Source organism: Pseudoxanthomonas sp. 22568 (assembly GCF_052044485.1).
Taxonomy (GTDB): Bacteria; Pseudomonadota; Gammaproteobacteria; order Xanthomonadales; family Xanthomonadaceae; genus Pseudoxanthomonas_A; species Pseudoxanthomonas_A beigongshangi.
Genome location: NZ_JBQENC010000005.1, coordinates 146,899 through 164,697, shown reverse-complemented (window position 1 = coordinate 164,697; position 17,799 = coordinate 146,899). Strand labels below are relative to the sequence as shown.

General features: G+C 68.2%; 11 protein-coding genes. 8 read left to right on the top strand and 3 right to left on the bottom strand.

Annotated features, from left to right (window positions below; all coding sequences use genetic code 11):
• Positions 1 to 112: 112 nt before the first annotated feature.
• Both aceE and ACTJI2_RS08300 read left to right on the top strand, forming a co-directional pair.
• Positions 113 to 2,806 (top strand): pyruvate dehydrogenase (acetyl-transferring), homodimeric type, encoded by a 2,694-nt coding sequence (gene aceE / locus ACTJI2_RS08305; protein WP_440841730.1) that lies wholly within the window; start codon positions 113 to 115, stop codon positions 2,804 to 2,806.
• Positions 2,807 to 3,156: 350 nt separating this feature from the next.
• Positions 3,157 to 4,176 (top strand): hypothetical protein, encoded by a 1,020-nt coding sequence (locus tag ACTJI2_RS08300; protein WP_440841728.1) that lies wholly within the window; start codon positions 3,157 to 3,159, stop codon positions 4,174 to 4,176.
• Between the two features lie 102 nt (positions 4,177 to 4,278).
• Here the strand turns inward: ACTJI2_RS08300 and ACTJI2_RS08295 are convergent, their stop codons facing one another.
• Positions 4,279 to 5,385 carry a DNA glycosylase AlkZ-like family protein gene (locus tag ACTJI2_RS08295; protein WP_440841726.1) on the bottom strand — a complete coding sequence of 369 codons (1,107 nt, stop codon included), beginning with the start codon at positions 5,383 to 5,385 and terminating at the stop codon, positions 4,279 to 4,281.
• A gap of 232 nt (positions 5,386 to 5,617) precedes the next feature.
• On the opposite strand from ACTJI2_RS08295, the gene ACTJI2_RS08290 reads away from it, so the two are divergent.
• Positions 5,618 to 6,814 (top strand): serine hydrolase domain-containing protein, encoded by a 1,197-nt coding sequence (locus ACTJI2_RS08290; RefSeq protein ID WP_440841724.1) that lies wholly within the window; start codon positions 5,618 to 5,620, stop codon positions 6,812 to 6,814.
• Between the two features lie 147 nt (positions 6,815 to 6,961).
• On the opposite strand, the gene ACTJI2_RS08285 is transcribed toward ACTJI2_RS08290, so the two are convergent.
• On the bottom strand, positions 6,962 to 10,063 hold the full coding sequence (locus tag ACTJI2_RS08285; RefSeq protein ID WP_440841723.1) for a discoidin domain-containing protein: 3,102 nt from the start codon (positions 10,061 to 10,063) through the stop codon (positions 6,962 to 6,964).
• Between the two features lie 226 nt (positions 10,064 to 10,289).
• On the opposite strand from ACTJI2_RS08285, the gene ACTJI2_RS08280 reads away from it, so the two are divergent.
• From ACTJI2_RS08280 to ACTJI2_RS08265, 4 genes are all read left to right on the top strand, one after another.
• Positions 10,290 to 10,481, top strand: coding sequence for a hypothetical protein (locus ACTJI2_RS08280; RefSeq protein ID WP_183640605.1), 192 nt, complete (start codon positions 10,290 to 10,292; stop codon positions 10,479 to 10,481).
• 136 nt (positions 10,482 to 10,617) lie between these two features.
• Positions 10,618 to 11,460, top strand: coding sequence for an arylamine N-acetyltransferase family protein (locus tag ACTJI2_RS08275; RefSeq protein WP_440841721.1), 843 nt, complete (start codon positions 10,618 to 10,620; stop codon positions 11,458 to 11,460).
• Between the two features lie 164 nt (positions 11,461 to 11,624).
• Positions 11,625 to 12,554, top strand: coding sequence for a polysaccharide deacetylase family protein (locus ACTJI2_RS08270; RefSeq protein WP_440841874.1), 930 nt, complete (start codon positions 11,625 to 11,627; stop codon positions 12,552 to 12,554).
• Positions 12,555 to 12,941: 387 nt separating this feature from the next.
• On the top strand, positions 12,942 to 14,903 hold the full coding sequence (locus tag ACTJI2_RS08265) for an alpha/beta hydrolase family protein (protein ID WP_440841720.1): 1,962 nt from the start codon (positions 12,942 to 12,944) through the stop codon (positions 14,901 to 14,903).
• 1 nt (position 14,904) lies between these two features.
• On the opposite strand, the gene ACTJI2_RS08260 is transcribed toward ACTJI2_RS08265, so the two are convergent.
• Positions 14,905 to 15,552, bottom strand: a complete 648-nt coding sequence (locus ACTJI2_RS08260; protein ID WP_440841719.1) for a DUF998 domain-containing protein — start codon at positions 15,550 to 15,552, stop codon at positions 14,905 to 14,907.
• Positions 15,553 to 15,671: 119 nt separating this feature from the next.
• Between ACTJI2_RS08260 and ACTJI2_RS08255 the strand changes: the two genes are divergently transcribed.
• The gene (locus tag ACTJI2_RS08255; protein ID WP_440841717.1) at positions 15,672 to 17,762 is read left to right on the top strand and encodes a gluconolaconase; all 2,091 of its coding nucleotides are present in this window, start codon (positions 15,672 to 15,674) and stop codon (positions 17,760 to 17,762) included.
• The last annotated feature ends 37 nt before the right edge of the window (positions 17,763 to 17,799 follow it).

Below are 17,799 nucleotides of genomic sequence, written 5' to 3'. Positions count from 1 at the left end.
CACGAATCCATACGCCCGCGTAGCCAGATCGGGACAGGGGCGGTGCGCTACACTTCAAAGTCCTGAAAACGACAACGTCCGCGCGGTCCCGCGCGACAGATTGGGAGTGGTAATGAACTGGTTGAACGAGATGCTGCAGAGCGATCCGGATCCGTTGGAAACCCGCGAATGGATCGATTCGATGCAGGCGGTGATCGAGAAGAACGGCGCCCTGCGTGCACATCAGCTGCTGGAAGGCATGGTCGAAGTCACGCGCCGCGCGGGCGCCTACCTGCCGTTCTCGCCCACCACCGAGTACGTCAACACCATCGCGCCGCAGAACGAGGCCAAGTCGCCCGGCGACGCCGCGCTGGAATGGCGCATCCGCTCGATCATCCGGTGGAACGCAATGGCCACCGTGGTGCGCGCCAACCGCAAGCCCGGCGACCTCGGCGGCCACATCGCCAGCTTCGCTTCCGGCGCCACCCTTTATGACGTGGGCTTCAATCACTTCTGGCGCGCGCCCAGCGACAAGCATCCGGGCGACCTACTGTTCATCCAGGGTCACAGCTCGCCCGGCATCTACGCGCGCGCCTTCCTGGAAGGCCGCATCGACGAAGCGCAGCTGGACAACTTCCGCATGGAAGTCGACGGCCAGGGCATTTCCTCGTATCCGCATCCCTGGCTGATGCCGGACTTCTGGCAGACCCCGACCGTGTCGATGGGCCTGGGTCCGCTGGCGGCGATCTACCAAGCGCAGTTCATGAAGTACCTGGAGCACCGCGGCCTGATCGAGAAGTCCGATCGCAAGGTGTGGTGCTTCATCGGCGACGGCGAGTCGGACGAGCCGGAAACCCTGGGCGCGATCGCGCTGGCCGGCCGCGAGGGCCTGGACAACCTGATCTTCGTGGTCAACTGCAACCTGCAGCGCCTGGACGGCCCGGTGCGCGGCAACGGCAAGATCATCCAGGAGCTGGAAGGCGTGTTCCGCGGCGGCGGCTGGAACGTGATCAAGCTGCTGTGGGGCAGCTACTGGGATCCGCTCCTGGCGCGCGACACCGACGGCGTGCTGAAGAAGCTGATGATGGAAACCGTCGACGGCGAATACCAGAACTGCAAGGCTTTCGGCGGCGCGTACACGCGCGCGAATTTCTTCGGCAAGTATCCGGAGACCGCGGCGATGGTCGCCAATCTCTCCGACGACGACATCTGGCGCCTGAACCGCGGCGGCCACGATCCGCACAAGGTCTACGCCGCGTTCCACGAGGCGGTGAACACCCAGGGCATGCCGACCGTGATCCTGGCCAAGACGGTCAAGGGTTACGGCATGGGTTCGGCCGGCGAATCGCTCAACCCGACCCACCAGACCAAGAAGCTGGACGACGACGCCATCCGCACCTTCCGGGATCGCTTCAACATTCCGATCACCGACAAGCAGCTTGAGGAAGCCTCGCAGATCCCGTTCTACCATCCGGGCGAGGATTCGCCGGAAGTGCAGTACCTCAAGGAACGTCGCGCCGCGCTGGGCGGGTACCTGCCGCAGCGCCGCCGCAAGGCCGCCGAGTCGTTCGAGGCGCCCAAGCTGGAGACCTACGAGCGCCTGCTCAAGTCCACCGGCGAGCGCGAGATCTCCACCACCATGGCGTTCGTGCAGGCGCTGAACATCACCCTGCGCGACAAGCAGATCGGCCCGCGCATCGTGCCGATCGTGGCCGACGAGGCGCGTACCTTCGGCATGGAGGGCATGTTCCGCCAGATCGGCATCTACGCGCCGTTCGGCCAGAAGTACAAGCCGGTCGACGCCGACCAGCTGATGTACTACCGCGAGGATCAGAGCGGCCAGGTGCTGCAGCAGGGCATCAGCGAGCCGGGCGCGATCGCGTCGTGGATGGCGGCCGGCACCAGCTACTCGGTCAGCAACGTGCCGATGCTGCCGTTCTACATCTACTACTCGATGTTCGGCTTCCAGCGCGTGGGCGATCTCGCCTGGCAGGCGGCGGACATGCGCACCCGCGGCTTCCTGCTCGGCGGCACCGCCGGCCGCACCACCCTGAACGGTGAAGGCCTGCAGCACGAGGACGGCCACAGCCACCTGCTGGCCGGCGCGATTCCGAACTGCCGCAGCTACGACCCGACCTTCGGCTACGAAGTCGCGGTGATCCTGCAGCACGGCGTGCAGCGGATGATGCAGGAGCAGGTCGACGAGTACTACTACATCACCCTGATGAACGAGAACTACGCCCACCCGGACATGCCGGAAGGCGCGGCCGACGGCATCATCAAGGGCATGTACCTGTTGAAGGACGCGGGCAAGCCGAAGAAGGGCGAGCTGCGCGTGCAACTGCTCGGCAGCGGCACCATCCTGCGCGAGGCGATCGCGGCGGCGGAACTGCTGGACAAGGATTTCGGCGTCACCGCCGACATCTGGTCCTGCCCGAGCTTCAACGAGCTGCGTCGCGACGGTTTCGACGTCGAGCGCTGGAATCGCCTGAATCCGGAAGCCAAGGCGCCGCGCAAGGCCTACGTGACCGAGCAACTGGAAGGTCGCCAGGGCCCGGCCATCGCCGCCACCGACTACGTGCGCGGCTATGCCGACCAGATCCGCGCCTTCGTGCCGACGCAGTACACCGTGCTGGGCACCGACGGCTTCGGCCGCAGCGACACCCGCGCCAACCTGCGCCGCTTCTTCGAGGTCGACCGCTACTACATCGCCCATGCCGCGATCGCGGCGCTGGCGAAGGAAGGCAAGATGACCGGCAAGGACGTCGCCCGCGCGATCAAGCAGTACAAGATCGATGTGGAGAAGGCCAACCCGATCGGCGTCTGAACCGGCGGAGCGGCTTCATGAAAAAGGCGGCCCACGGGCCGCCTTTTTTCTTTTTCACGCCATCCATGAATCCCGGGTGCGCTTTCACAGGACGGGATGCAGCGCCGTGCTTTCGCAGGGAGGCTTCATCGTTCCCGCATGCCGTCCAGGCCGTACGGCATTCGCCGGGTGCAAAACGAAAAACAAACATCGTGCCGACGTGAACGCATGAACATCAGTAAAACGCCGACGCGCCGGTTCCGGCATGGGACTTCAAATGGTGGGAACTTGCACAGGCAACATCGGTCAACCGGCATCCTGTCCGCGCGTTGAAGCGGATGACCACCATCGCTCCGAAGGCAGCAGATCGCGTGAGATTCACTTATCCCGATGAATCCGCCTCACGCGTCATCGCCGCGGCCACCGCTGCCGCCATCCTGCTGCTGATTGGCAAGCTGCTGCTGCGAGGACCCATGTTGCCCACCGCGCGCGACGATGATTCGCTGCGGGTGGTCTATCTGGAACGGCCGCGCTGGTCGCCCGTCACGCCTCCTCCGGCCGATGTTCGCCGATCGCCCGATGCCGCCACGACGCCATCATCGGACACAGTCGCGTCGCCCCGCACGGCTGAGCCGGCGAGCGTGGTGCGGCCGGAAGCTAGGCGTACCGCGCCACCCGCTCCCAAGGAAAACCGGGTCGTCGATCGCCTGTACGACCGCGACACGGGCCGGGCCAGGCTGCCGCCACAGGCACGCATCGATCCGATGGCGAAGAACGAGCCTCCGGCCAATCCGCCGGGCCTGCCCAACGAACGCGAACTCAAGCGCGCGCGGGATCTGCTGTATCCGCCCAATCCCATCGAAACCGATCCCGACAGTCCGTTCGGTGGTACCTGGGCCAGCGACGGCACCCTCGGCCAGCAGGCCGCGCGCAAACTCGGCGATGGCCTGGCGGCGATCGGCAAGAAGATCTTCGGCGAAGAGCGGCAGACGGTACGGGCGCGGCCGCCGCCGGAGGTGGGTTTCAAACCGCAGGCCTACGAGCAGGCCTCGGACCTGGGACGCGCGGAAACCGGCAATGCCTACAAGGCGGCGCCCATCGCGCACGAGAAGGTGCCGGGCCTGTCGGGCGAAGCCAGCCGTCGCATCCGCACCGCATTGGAAGCGTTGCAGAAACGCGCCGCTTCGTGCGAGGCGGCGAAAGTGCAGAAACTGCTGGCTACCGCCCGTACCCACCTGACCGAACTGGAACAGGTCGAGTACGCACTGGCCCATGGTGCGGACCCGATCATGGCCCGGCAGATGCTGCCGCGCCGTGGCGACGCGGCCTACGACCAGGCGCGGCGCGCGCTGTGGTACGCGGAGAACCAGTTGGGTGCATGCCTGAAGTAGTTCGGCGCCCCGGCGTTGCACGGACAATCGTGGCGCCTGCGCGGTCAGGCTGGCATCGGCAGTCCGCGCCACCGTTCCCGGCGATGGCACACCCTTTGGCGATCAGGCGGAGGCATGCCCGGCAAGAAACCGGGTCATGTCGTCCAGTTCATCCTCGAGGGCGCGACGGAAGGCCGGGTCTTTCGCCGGAGAACGATCGGCATAGCCGAAGCTTGGCTGCAAGCGGCCATCCTTCGCGGCGACGTTGGCCCAACCGACCATCCGATCGCGCCACAGCAGCGGCAGCGCGTAGTAACCGAAACGACGCTTGGCCGCCGGCGTATAGGCTTCGAACTTGTACGTCCAGCCCCACAACAATTCGAAGCGGCGGCGATCCCAGGCAACCGGATCGAACGGGGCCAGCAGGCGCACCCGCTCGTCCGCCTGGAAACGCCGCGAGCGCGGATTCTCATCGCCCGGCCAGTACCAGGTGGTGCCGTCGAACGTGCCGCTGGCCAGTTGCGCGCGCGCCTGCCGCAGCGCGATCTGGATCTGCGCGGCCAGATGCGGGGCGCCGTAGCCCAGCAGCCGTGCCAGATAGGTCAGGCTGGCCGAAGGCAAGGGCGCGTACTTGCGCACGACCAGATCGAGCAGCGCGGTGGCGCGTTGGACGCGCGCCGCTTCGCTGTCGTCGGCGACCGGATGCTCGGCGGTGGCATAGATGCGGGTGCCGCTGTCGCGACGCTGCACGCGCAGCATGCCGCGGTAGTGCATGCCATCGAGCAGATGGGTGCTGGCGTTGCTGGTGCCGCCCCAGTAGTTGGTCACCCGGCCATGCGCGAACGCCTGTTCGACCTCGCGTGGATGCACGGCGCCACGTTCGCGCACGAACGCCAGTACGTCGGCCGCCTTGCGGCGCGTCTGCGCGTCCCAGGGACGTGACGACACCCGGGGATGCATCAGTGCCAGATGCTCGCGCGGCAGGAATCCGTAGTTGACCAGGCAATCCTCCTCGACCGGCAGTCGCGTGTAGCGGCGCTCGAGATCGCCCGCGCGGTAGTCCTTCACCCGATGGCGCAGGGTCAGGTCCTGCGCCCGCGCGGGGGCGCGGATCGGATCGGCCTGCACGAAGCCCAGGCGGCGGATGGCGGTCAGCAGCGTGGTCGGCGTGAACAGCGTGCGCGCCACCGCATGGCGGCGCAGATCGTCGAGGGTGGGCGAGGGGGGCATGGTGTGGATTAGAACACGACGCCCGTCGCCTTCGTTCGCGACTCGCCGCACGGCATCGAGTGCTGGCGATGACGCGCCGCGTCAACGGCGCGCCATCCACCACGTGGTGTTCCGGTTCACCGCCGTGGCGGTCGTCTGCCGGAAGGCGATGCAGTAGGCTTCAACCCATGGCGCGGCAGGCGTTGCATGGCCCGCTCGCATGGGCCGCCCGATTTCACAGGAGAGCATGATGGTGCGTACCGGGTTTCTGCTTGGGGTGTTGCTTGCCGCGATGCCGTTGCATGCCAACGAGCCCATCGCCACCGTCCGCGTGGCCTTCGATCGCGAAGGCATCACCGCCACCAATGCGCGCGGGTTGGCCGACATCGCCGCGAACCGCGCGGTGACGGCAGCGGATCCGGTGCGCATCGCCTCGATATCCAAGCTGGTCACCGCCATCGGAGTGATGCGGTTGGTCGAGGCCGGCCAACTGGATCTCGATGCCGACGTGTCGCGCTGGCTGGGATGGCAGCTGCGCAACCCGGCTTTCCCCGATACACCGATCACCCTGCGCCTGCTGCTCTCGCACCGCGCCGGCCTGACCGACGCGGCGGGCTACTACCAGGTGCCGTTGGGCGGCTTGTTGCAGGATGTATTGGCCGATCCGCGCGCCTGGGATCCGGTACACGCGCCGGGCACGTTTTTCCGCTACGCCAACCTGGATTTTCCGTTGGTCGCGTCGGTGATGGAAAAGGCCACGGGCGAGCGTTTCGACAGACTGATGCAGCGCCTGGTGCTGCAGCCGCTGGATATCGATGGATGCTTCAACTGGGCCAGTTGCAGTGACGCGACCGCCGCACGCGCCGTGGTGCTGTATGACGAGGGCCGCCAGCCGGTACGTGACGACAATCGCGGGCACCGGCCGGAATGCCCGGTGGTCCTTGCCGCTGATGGCAGCTGCGATCTGGCGCGATGGCGGGCCGGCGACAACGGCGCCTTGTTCTCGCCGCAGGGAGGCCTGCGGATCTCGGCGAACGGGCTGGCGAAAATCGGCCGCCTGCTGCTGTCCGAAGGCGAGGTGGACGGGGTCCGCCTGTTGCGTCCGGAATCGGTGCGTACCCTGGTGGAACCGCAGTGGCGTTATTCACCCGGTACCGGCCTGACGTCGGAAGAGGACGAAAGCGGGCAGGGCGGACGCGGCTTCTTCTGTCGCTACGGATTGGCGGTGCAGACCTTGGCGACGCCGCGCGAGGGATGCCACGACGATCCGTTCGGCGATGGCATCGAACGCTTCGGCCATTCCGGCTCGGCCTATGGCCTGCTGTCCGGCCTCTGGGTCGATCCGGTGACCGGCACGGGCGTGGCCTACTTCGTCACCGGCGTTCCCGAAGCGCGTACCGGTGGACGTTCGGCGTTCTCGGCCATCGAGGAACGCCTCGCCACCCCGTAGAGCGGAGCTTGCTCCGCTGCCTTGGACGTCCGGTCTAGCGCGAAACGACAGCCGGGCAAGCCCGGCTCTACACCCCGTAGAGCGGAGCTTGCTCCGCTACCCGGAGCATCCGGATTGGCGCGCAACAGCAGCCGGGCAAGCCCGGCGCTACCATTGCGCGATCAATTCCTTGAAGGGACGCGCGAGGCGCACGCCGTTGGCGTCGAAATCGCGAACGCGGCGGCCATCTACGGTGACCTGCTTCGGCGCGGAGCGGCCGGGCCAGTTGACCATGACGGGCAGGTCGGCGGGCAGTCCCTCGCCCAGCGAAACACGCAACTGTCCGCCTTCGCGGCGCGCGCGCATCTTCAGCGTGCCATGGGCCGTGGGCAGGCCATCGACCGACAGGCCTTCGCCCGCGACCCACTCCGGAGGCGTACCCGGCAGCAGCGACAGGTGATCGTCGGCCTCGTACATCAGCATGCCGAAAATCGAACGCGCGTATTCCGAACCAATCCAGGTGTGCGGCATGTCGCCCAGGTAGATCGCGTGGCGCAGATCCGAATAGACGACCTCCGCGATCACCTGCCACTCGGCGGGACGGCGATGGCGCACCAGATCCTGCAGCAGTTCGTTGGCTTCGGCCGGTTGTCCCAGGTGTACGTAGGTCAGCACGTTGCGCATTTCGTACGGTGTGTAGGCGTACAGCGCATCGGGCGTGCGCTTGCGCACGTCGGCCAGGTAGCGGGCGAAGGTACGCGCCAGCGCATCGGCCGGCATCAGGTCCTGCTGGCCGGTCGGATCCAGGCCGATCGAGACGCTGGTGGGATCGCTGTCGCCCAGATCGGCGGAAGCCGGAATGTAGTCGATGCCTTTCCATTTCATCGTCGCGCGCATCGACGCCGACATCGAATCGCGCAGCGCGGCGTACTGTTCGCGCGCCCATGCCGCCGTTTCCCGGTCGCCCCATTGCTCGGCCAGCCACGCCCCGTCGTGCCAGCCCTTCAGCGCCCAGTAGTCGTCCCAGTAGCTGTGGGTCGGCACCGGATAGCCTTCGTGGCTGATCGAGGGCGCGATGATGCCGTGGAAGCGTTCCGGCGCCTCGCGGTCGGCCAGGTAACCGGGCACCATCGTGCGTTCGCGCAGTTCCTGCAGGAAGCGCAGCGCGCGCTTCACTTCATCCTGGTAGTCGTGGACGCTGGCCGCGCCGCCGTCCAGCCGCGCGATTTCCGCGACCAGCCAGACGAACTGGCCCTGGCTGTCGTGCTCCAGATCCGATCCGAAGCCGGTGTTCACCGAACCGTCGTCGTTGAGGATCGGTGAGACCAGCCCGTTCGGATGCACCGCATGGCCCGCATACCACTGCAGGTAGTCGCGGGCGGTCCTGCCCATGCCCATGCGCAGCAGGATCGCCGCGGTGGCGGCGCCGTCGCGGATGAAGGAACGGTTGTAGTTGCGCGGGCCCGGCTGCATCGCGTGGCCGCTCTGGTTGATCAGCATGTAGGCGGCCTGCGCGCGCAGCATGTCCACCAGCGAGGCGTCCGGCAGGCTCAGGCCGATCCGGCCCAGGCGCGATTGCCATTGCTGCGCGAGCGTGTCGGCCAGCGTGTCGAAGGCGACGCCTGGATCGCCGCCGGCGGTCAACGCCGCCCGATCCAGCGTGGGCGCGTCGGGCCATTGCCGGGCCTGGGTGTCGAGGCGCGTGTTGCCCAGCGCGAACGCGATGACCACGTCGCGGTGCTCGCCGGGCCGCAGCTTCACCGGATATTGCAGGATCGCCGCGGCCAGGCCATCCGGGTCCTCCACGCTGCGCTGCGCGGGCACATTGCCATTCGCGGCGTGGTGGGTGATCTCGCCTTCTCCATGGGCGCCGAATGCGGATACGCCCGCGCCCGAGGGCGGCGTCAACGACTGGAACAGCCGTCGCCCGTTCACCCGCACCGCATCGTCTTCCACCGCGATGGCATGCAAGGGAGACAAGCCGCCGTTCTGCCATGGCGGACTGATCTGCATCGGCCGCGTCAGCAGCGAGAGTTGCCCGTCCACCGGCTGATCACCGGTGTTGCGCAGGCGATACCGGACCAGGGTGACCGGCGCGCCGTCCTGTTCGATCGCGATGGCCTCGCTGCGCAGCGACAGCCCCGGCTGCGGCGACCATTCCACCGCCGGCATCGGCATCCAGCCCTCGCGCAGGCTGTGGCGCAAATCCGCGTTGAACGCCGCCGCGGCGCGACCGCCGCGATCGCGCCAGACCGGCTGCACCAGCGGCGCGCCCTTGAACGCTTCCAGGTTGCCGTACTCGTCGAACACCGATTTCTGCAGGCCGGCCGGAATGCCGACCGTGGTCCAGTACACCTGCTGCTGTTTCAGCGACGACGGGAACAACTCGCCATGACGGCGCGTGGCGGCGATCTCGTAGCGCCGCATCGGCGTCATCAGCCGCTTGGGGCCGAGCAACTGCAGGCGATCCACGATCGCGCCGTCGCCGCCTTCGGTCACCAACCGCAGCGCGGTGGCCTCGTGGACCTCCGGTGCGGCGAGAAAGGAAGAAGTGCCTTCGACATTCGGATCCTCGGCCAACCGCGTCCAGCGCCCGTCGGTGCCGCGCGCCTCCAGCCGCGCGCGGCCGGGCGGGGTTTTCCAGGTGACTTCCAGGCCTGCCAGCGCCAGCGGGCGCGGCAGTTCGATTTCCAGCGGATTGCGCTTGTCCAGCACGCGCGCCGCGCCGCCGATCCACAGCGCGTCGGTATCGCCATCGCCCATGACGCCCCGCAGGCGTGGCGCGTGCGCCACCGGCTCGAACTCTCCCACCGAGACCCCCCAGTCGGCCGTGCGATCCGGTGCCACCAGCCGCAGATAGCGCGCCTGCACACTCGGGAACATCACGTACTCGATGCCGCCCTTGCCGCCGGTCACCCGCACCGCGTCCTGCCATTGCTGGCCATCGTTGGAGTAGCGGATCAGGTAGTGGGTGGCGAAGCCGCCTTCCCACCGGATGAGCACGCCGCCCACCGGCGTGGTGCGGCCCAGATCCACCTGAAACCAGTGGCCAGCCGAGAACGGCCCGCCCCAGTACGTCTTGGGATTGCCGTCGACGCCCATCGCCGGGGCCATGGCCGGATTGGTCGTGGAGGAACTGCTGGCCTTCCATTCGGCGCGCGGCGGCAGGGGCTGCTGGGCCTGCGCCAGCGGAAGCCCGAGCAGGGCGGTCAGGGCCAGTCCGTGGCGAAGGGTGAGGCGGGTGCGGCGGACAACGGTGGAACCGGACATCGCGAGCCCTCGAGCGTGGCGGGGAGGCCGCGGGACCCCGCGGATGCCCGGATACTAGTGATGTAAACGTTTACATGCGAGTTGCGGTGCGGCATCGCCCGGTCGCCGGTGCCGCTGGCCGTTCCCCACGGGCCGCCGCGTTGTTCCGATCGAAGCACCGGCCTGCGGGCGGTTCCTTCCCCGTCCGCACCAGGTGCGCCATCGCCACGACAGAGGCAGGTGCGCCATGAACGATTCGGACTTCATCCGCGCCATGCGGGCCACCCTGGGGCCGCTGGCGTTCCTTTCGCTGCAGCATCCCGCGCGCCACGCGGTTCCAACGGCCCCGACCAATGAGGAACGCATGCGCGCCTATCGCAACACCCTGCCGGTCCTGCCGGGCAACAATTACGGCTGGCGGTTCCGACAGGCGCGATAGCGTGGGTGCGGCAGCCTGAAACGCCCGCTCGCGCGGCGACCGGGCGGACGGGCGACCGCGGATGGGCGCGGTCGCCGGGCGGCCTTGACCTCAAGCGGGCTTGAGGGCGCACAGTGGCACTCCCCCCGATCCCGCCATGCCCATGATCCCGACCCTGCAGCACGCCTATCCCTACCTGCAACGGCTCGGTTATGCCGCCGCGCCGCCGCCCACGCTGGAGACCTTGCGCGAATTGCAGCAGCGGCACACCGCCGAGTTTCCCTTCGAGACGCTTTCGACCCTGCTGCGCCTGCCGGTGCCGCTGGACCTGCCGGCACTGGAACGCAAACTGCTGTTCGAAGGTCGCGGCGGCTACTGTTTCGAGCTCAACCGCCTGTTCCTGGCCCTGCTGCAACGGCTCGGCTTCGAGGCGCGCGGACTGACCGGGCGGGTGCTGATGGACGGCGCGGCCGACATCGTTCCCGCGCGCACCCACATGCTGGTGCTGGTGGAAATCGATGGCGAGTCGTGGATCACCGATGTCGGCTTCGGCGGCATGGTGCCCACCGCGCCGCTGCAACTGGAAAGCACCGAGGCGCAGTCCACGCCGCACGAGGTCTATCGGCTGGAATCCGGCGAAGGCCAGTACACCCTGCGCGCGCGGGTGGCCGGGGAGTGGCGGCCGCTGTACGCATTCGACCTGCAGCGACAGGCCGACATCGATTTCGTGGTGGGCAACTGGTACGTGTCCACCCATCCGGATTCGACGTTCCGCGATCAACTGCGGGTGGCGCGCACCGGCCCGGGCTGGCGCAAGGCCCTCAAGGGGGGCAGCTTCGCGATCCACCGGATGGGGGCCGCCAGCGAGCGCCATGCACTGGCCGATGCGGATGCGGTGATCCAGGTGCTGCATCGCGAGTTCGGCCTGCGCGTGCCGGCGCATCCCGATCTGCATGCGAAGATCGAACGGCTGCTGGCGCCGGCGGTGGCCGCGGCATGAACATCGGCCGCCGGCACAGGCGGCGATGACCTGGCACGGGATAAGCTCGGCGCCATCCTTCTTTCCGGGCGGTGCCGATGCGCGCGATCCACCTGTGCTGTGCCATGTTCGTCCTGTTGTCCTGCGCGTTGTCCTGCGCGGCACGCGCCGCCGAACCAGCGGCCATGCGGGAGTCCACCACGGCGACCGCCCCGGATCGCCGCATCGCCGTCACCATCGATGACCTGCCCTGGCAGCGCCTGGGCGAAAGGCCGGTGGCGGATTTGCCGGAATGGCATGCGCGATTGATGGCGCAACTGCGCAAGGCCGACGTGCCGGTCGTGGGTTTCGTCAACGAGGGCAAGCTGGAAGTGGGCGGCGTGATGCAGCCCGAACGCCTGCGGATGCTGCGCGACTGGCGCGACGCCGGCCATGAACTGGGCAACCACACCTTCGATCACGTGGATCTGCACGAAGTCGGTTTGCCCGCGTTCGAGGAGAACATCCTCAAGGGCGAACGCGTGCTGCGCCCGCTGCTGGCCGAACAGGGCAAGGTGCCGCGCTGGTTCCGCCATCCCTACCTGCGCGCGGGCCGCACGCCGGCCGGCCGCGCCGCGTTGACGGCGTTCCTTGGCACGCATGGTTATCGCGTCGCCCCGGTCACGGTCGACAACGGCGAATGGGTCTGGGCCTTTGCCTACGCCAACGTGGTGGCGCGAACCGCCAGCACCGATCGCGACGCCACACTCGAACGCCTGCGCAAGGGCTACGTGCCCTACATGCTCAACAAGCTCGACTACTACGAACAGCAGTCGCAGGCATTGCTGGGCTATGCATTGCCGCAGGTCTGGTTGATGCATGCCAACGAACTCAACGCGGTCGCGTTCGCCGGACTGATCGACGGCGCCCGTCGTCGCGGCTACACCTTCGTGACGCTGGAACAAGCCCTGCGCGATCCCGCCTACCGGCGCGGCGAGGAAGGCTATGACGGACGCTTCGGCCCGAGCTGGCTGCACCGCTGGGCGATGGCCGAAAAGAAACCGAAGACCTTCTACGCCGGCGAGCCTGCGGTGCCCAAGTGGGTGATGGATCTGGCGGGCGTGGACGGCGAATAGGCACGCCTTCGACCGGAATTCGCGCGGAGCCACGGCCGCCCCTGTACGGCCGTGCTCCGATCAGGCTGGCCCCCTGTCATCCGGCCTCCGCCGGACATCACGCCCCCGTTCCCCAACGGGATCGCACCAGCCTTGCTCCTCCCTGCGTCCCGCACCTCTCCATCCCCACGCCTGGAAATACGCAGGCTTCGTGCCATTGCAGGAAATTCCGCCTTTTCAAGGACATGCGACAAGCGGCGGTCAGCAGTGGAGGTGACGCCGACGCCGCGTCACGTCAGTTGTTGACCCGGCCCGACCGTGGACGGAAAGCGTGCCAACTGCGACGATTCGCCCCGGGGAGGCGCATGCACGGGGCATGCGGGGGACTGCCAGGGATTCGGAATCGGAATGCGCAAGCGGACTTGGGGTGGGTTGTTGTTGTGCCTGGTGCCGATGGCGGCGTGGGCGCAGGGGAGCGATGCGGGCACCAACGTGGATCTGGCGCCGTATCTGCGGCCGGATCAGTTCGAACGGATCAAGATCTCCCCCAGCGGGGACTACTACGCGGTCACCGTGCCGCTCGAGGATCGCACCGTGCTGGCGATCCTCCGGCGCTCGGATCGCGCGGTTACCGCCAAGATTGGTGGCGATCGCGATTCGGTGGTGGATGATTTCTGGTGGGCCAACAACGAACGCGTGGTCGTATCGATGGCCGAAAGGCTGGGCTCGCGCGACCAGCCGTCGGTGCTTGGCCAACTGCATGCGGTGAATGCCGACGGCAGCGGCGCGCGCCTGCTGGCCAGTCCGTTCGGTACCGGCGAGATCGGCAGCCGTACGGACACGCCCGGCCCGCCGCGCGCGGTCTTTCTCACCGACACCCTGCCGGATGACGAGCGCAACGTGCTGGTTGCCGCGATGCCGCTGACAACCGATCCCTACATCTCGATCGACCGGCTCGACATCTACACGCGACGACGAATCACGGTGGCGACCGCGCCGGTGCGGCGGGCGGATTTCACCACCGACCGGGCGGGCGTGGTCCGCTTCGCGCACGGCGCCGACGTGGACAACGCCAGCCGGCTCTACTATCGCGACGGGGATCGGGCCGAATGGCGCCTGATCAACGACGAGAACGAGACCGGGCACCGCGAGTTCCCGCTCGGATTCTCGGCCGACGGCCGCACCGCCTATCTGCAGGTGGAGCAGAAGAACGGCCCGGACGCGGTTGTCGCCTGGAATCCGGCCGACGGCACCTATACCGAGCTGTTGCGCGACCGCGTCGTGGACCCCTTCCGCACGCTCTACGACGTCGATGGACGAACCCCGATTGGCGTGTCCTATGTGCATGAGGGCGTCCGCAACGCCTTCTTCGACGAAAAGGGCAAGACCGCGCGGTTCTACCGCGCGCTGGAACGCGCGTTCCCGGGGCATGGCGTCCACATGACTTCGATCACCGCGGATGGCCGGCTGGCGCTGCTGTTCGTGTGGAGCGACCGCAACCACGGCGACTACTTCCTGTTCGACACCGTCGAGAAGAAGGCGGACCGGGTGTTCTCCACCCGCGAATGGTTTGATCCCGCGGTGGTCCTGCCCACCCGCCTGGTGCAGATGAAGGCGCGGGACGGCCTGCCGTTGCATGGCTACCTCACCCTGCCGCGCAACGCCGCGGCGCAGGCGCCGATGGTGCTGCTTCCGCATGGTGGCCCGTTCGGCATCTTCGACGAATGGGGATTCGACAGCGAGGCACAGATGCTCGCCGAGGCCGGTTATGCGGTCCTGCGGGTCAACTATCGCGGTTCCGGCAACTACGGACGCGCGCACGTGCAGGCCGGTGCGCGCGAGTGGGGTGGCCGGATGCAGGACGATCTCACCGACGCCACCCGTTGGGCGATCGAACAGCGCATCGCCGATCCCGCGCGCATCTGCATCTACGGCGGCAGCTATGGCGGCTACGCGGCGTTGATGGGCGCGGCCCGGGAACCGGACCTGTACCGCTGCGCGGTCGGCTACGTCGGCGTGTACGACCTGCGCCTGATGCACAGGCGCCAATCCAACCGCAGCCGTTCGGGCAAGACCTGGGCGGGCGAGTGGATGGGGCCGCCCGAAGGCCTGGCCGAGCGCTCGCCCACCACCCTGGCCGCGCGCATCAAGGCACCGGTGTTCCTCGCCGCCGGCGGGCGCGACGAGCGCGCGCCGCTCGCGCATTCCGAGCGCATGGAGAAAGCGTTGAAGCAGGCCGGCGTGCCGGTGGAAACCCTGTACTACAAGACCGAAGGCCACGGTTTCTATACCGAAGAGCACCGGCGTGAGTACTACACGCGCCTGCTGGCCTTCCTCTCGCGCCACCTGGGCGGCAAGACCGCGCGCTGAATCATCCGCGCCGGTCGCGACCCACCCAGCCGGCTGCCAGCACCAGCCACAGGCCGATCAGCGCGATGACGGCCTTCTGGCTGGCGCCCCTCGGCAGATCGCGGACCAGCACGTGTGTCCACAGCGCGAGGAAACACAGCACCGCCAGCCAGAACGAGGGCGCGAAGCGGTGCCGGAAGCCCGGATCGGCACGCCAGCGCCAGGCCTGCAACAGCATCGCCACGGTGACGCACAGGAACGCGGTCTGCGCCGCGAGTCCGTGCACCAGGCCCTGCAAGGTCAATGGACGTCCGGGAAAAGGCGTTTGCGCCAACGCCGTGACCGCCAGCGCGACGCCGGCCACCACGAACAGCAGCAACGGCGCCGCGCTGCGGGCCTGCGCCGCGCCGCTGCGGTACGCCGACACGCCCAGTCCAATCAATCCCGATGCCAGCAACAGGTATGCCGCCTGCAGCAGCGGACCGTGTGGACCGACCAGATAGAAACTCAGCGGCGTGCGTAGCCAGTCCAGATCCGGACGCAGGAATTGCAGCAGCGATGCCGTCGCCAGGAACACGAGGCACGCCACCTGTGTCGCGGTGGCGAGCCGGCGCGGCCAGGTGGGTGCGGTGACAGGGAGGGCGACGTCGTGGACGGGGTCGGAAGACATGGACCGTGATGTTAGCGATCCCGGCGGACGAGGGCGTCGGCGCATGCAAGAATGTGACCATCGCCACGACCGCCGCGCCACGATGGCTGCCGCGCCGTTCGACAGGAGCCCGTACCGGCATGACGCGCAAAACCTGGTTGGGTCTGGTCATTGGCCTGACTGCCCTGGCCCTGGCAGCCACGTTCTTCTTCGATCCCTTCGCACCCGCGGTGAAGCCGCGCGTCGGACCTGCACCGACGCCGCTGGGCTGGGCCGCGCAGCTCGAATTGATTGCCGGTGACGGCATCCGGGGTGATCGCGACGGCCCGCCGGCCGCCGCGCGCTTCGCCGATCCCTACGGAATCGCGATGGCGGGCGACGGCACCGTCTATGTGGCCGATGGCGGTGACAACAACCGCATCCGCCGGATCGGCCGCGACGGGCAGGTGGCGACCCTGGCCGGTTCGGGGGAGGGATTCCGCGACGGCGCGGGCACCGCGGCGGCGTTCCACACGCCGTCCGGACTGGCGCTGGATCGCGCCGGCAATCTGTATGTCGCCGACACCGGCAACCACGCCATCCGCCGGATCACGCCGCAGGGCATCGTCAGCACGCTGGCCGGCGACGGCACCGCCGGCCATCGCGACGGCGCGGCCGAGCAGGCGAGGTTCGACGGACCGACCGGCGTGGCGGTGGATGCGCGGGGACGGGTGTACGTCGCCGACACCTACAACGACCGCATCCGGGTGATCTCGCCTGACGGCCAGGTCACCACGCTGGCCGGTGGGGGGTATCCCGGCTTCGTCGACGGCGTGGGAGCGGCGGCGCGTTTCGACACGCCCACCGCGCTGGCGATCGATCGGCAGGGGGTGTTGTGGGTGGCCGATCTGCGCAACAACGCAATCCGCCATGTCACCGCCGATGGCGTGGTCGGCACCGCCAGGACCTGGTGGCCGGATGGATCCACCGGCATCGGCCGTCCGCTGGCGCTGGCGATCACCCGCGACGGCGTGTTGTATGTGTCGGAAATGAGCGGCGGCCGCATCCTCCAGATCGCCACCGACGGCCATGTCCGCGTGATCACCGGCCTGGCGCAGCAGGAGCGTCTCTCGCGCCCGGCTGGTCTGGCGCTGGATGGGCGCGGCGTGCTGCACGCCACCGATGCCACTGGCTACCGCGTACACCGCATCGTGCCGCGTACCGCCACGCCGCCGCCCCCGGTCGCCGGTCCCGCTCCGCACGCGCCGCTGCCGGACACGCAGGGACGCTGGCCGCTGCATCCGCAGGACGGCTGGCACGAAGTGGTCGGCACGCTGGGCGAAGTGCGCGGCAATTTCCGCAAGGAAAACCGCGACCACCTGCACAGCGGGCTGGACATCCGCGGCGACATCGGCCAGCCGGTGCTGGCGATCGCCGACGGCAAGGTCAGCAGCCCCTACGCCGCGTGGGGATATGGCGGGCAGGGCGAAGGAATGGGGCTGGACATGCTGGCCTACATCCACATGCGGGTGGGCCGGAGCGCGCGCGGGGAGGTGACCGATCCGCGCTTCCAGTTGCTGATGGACGAAGCCGGCCAGCCCGAACGCATCCGGGTCCGGCGCGGCACCCGCTTCCATGCCGGCGACGTGCTGGGCACCATCAATCCGATGGCGCATGTGCACCTGAGCGTCGGCGCCAGCGGTTACGAGCGCAACGCGATCGCACTGGGTTTCACCGGTTATGCCGATCACCAGCCACCGCGCATCGACGGCATCCACCTGCTCGATACCCTGGGCCAGCCGCTGGAGGAGAAGGAAGGCGGCCGGCTGATCGTGCCGCGCGAACTGTCCGGCGTGCAGATCGTGGCCGAAGCCTGGGATCAGGTCGATCGCAACCTGCCGCGCCGTCGGCTGGGGCTGTACGCGCTGGGCTATCAGCTGCTGGACGCCGAAGGCAGGCCCCTGCCCGGCCACGAGGCGCCGCGCATGAACATCGAGTTCAACCGCATGCCGCCGGATCCGGACGCGGTGATGCTCGCCTACGCGCCGGACAGCGGCATCACCGTGCACGGCAGCGCGGTCACCCGCTTCCAGTACGTGGTGACCAACCGGATCCGCGATGGCGTGGTGGAAGCCGGAGCGTGGCAACCCACGGAACTGCCCGCCGGCGAGTACCTGATCCGGATCACCGCGCTGGACTACAGCGGCAACGCCGCCGCCGCCAACCGCGATCTGCGGATCCTGCTGCGCTAGACCGATGTCTGCGCACAGCCGGCTCGTGCGCGCATAG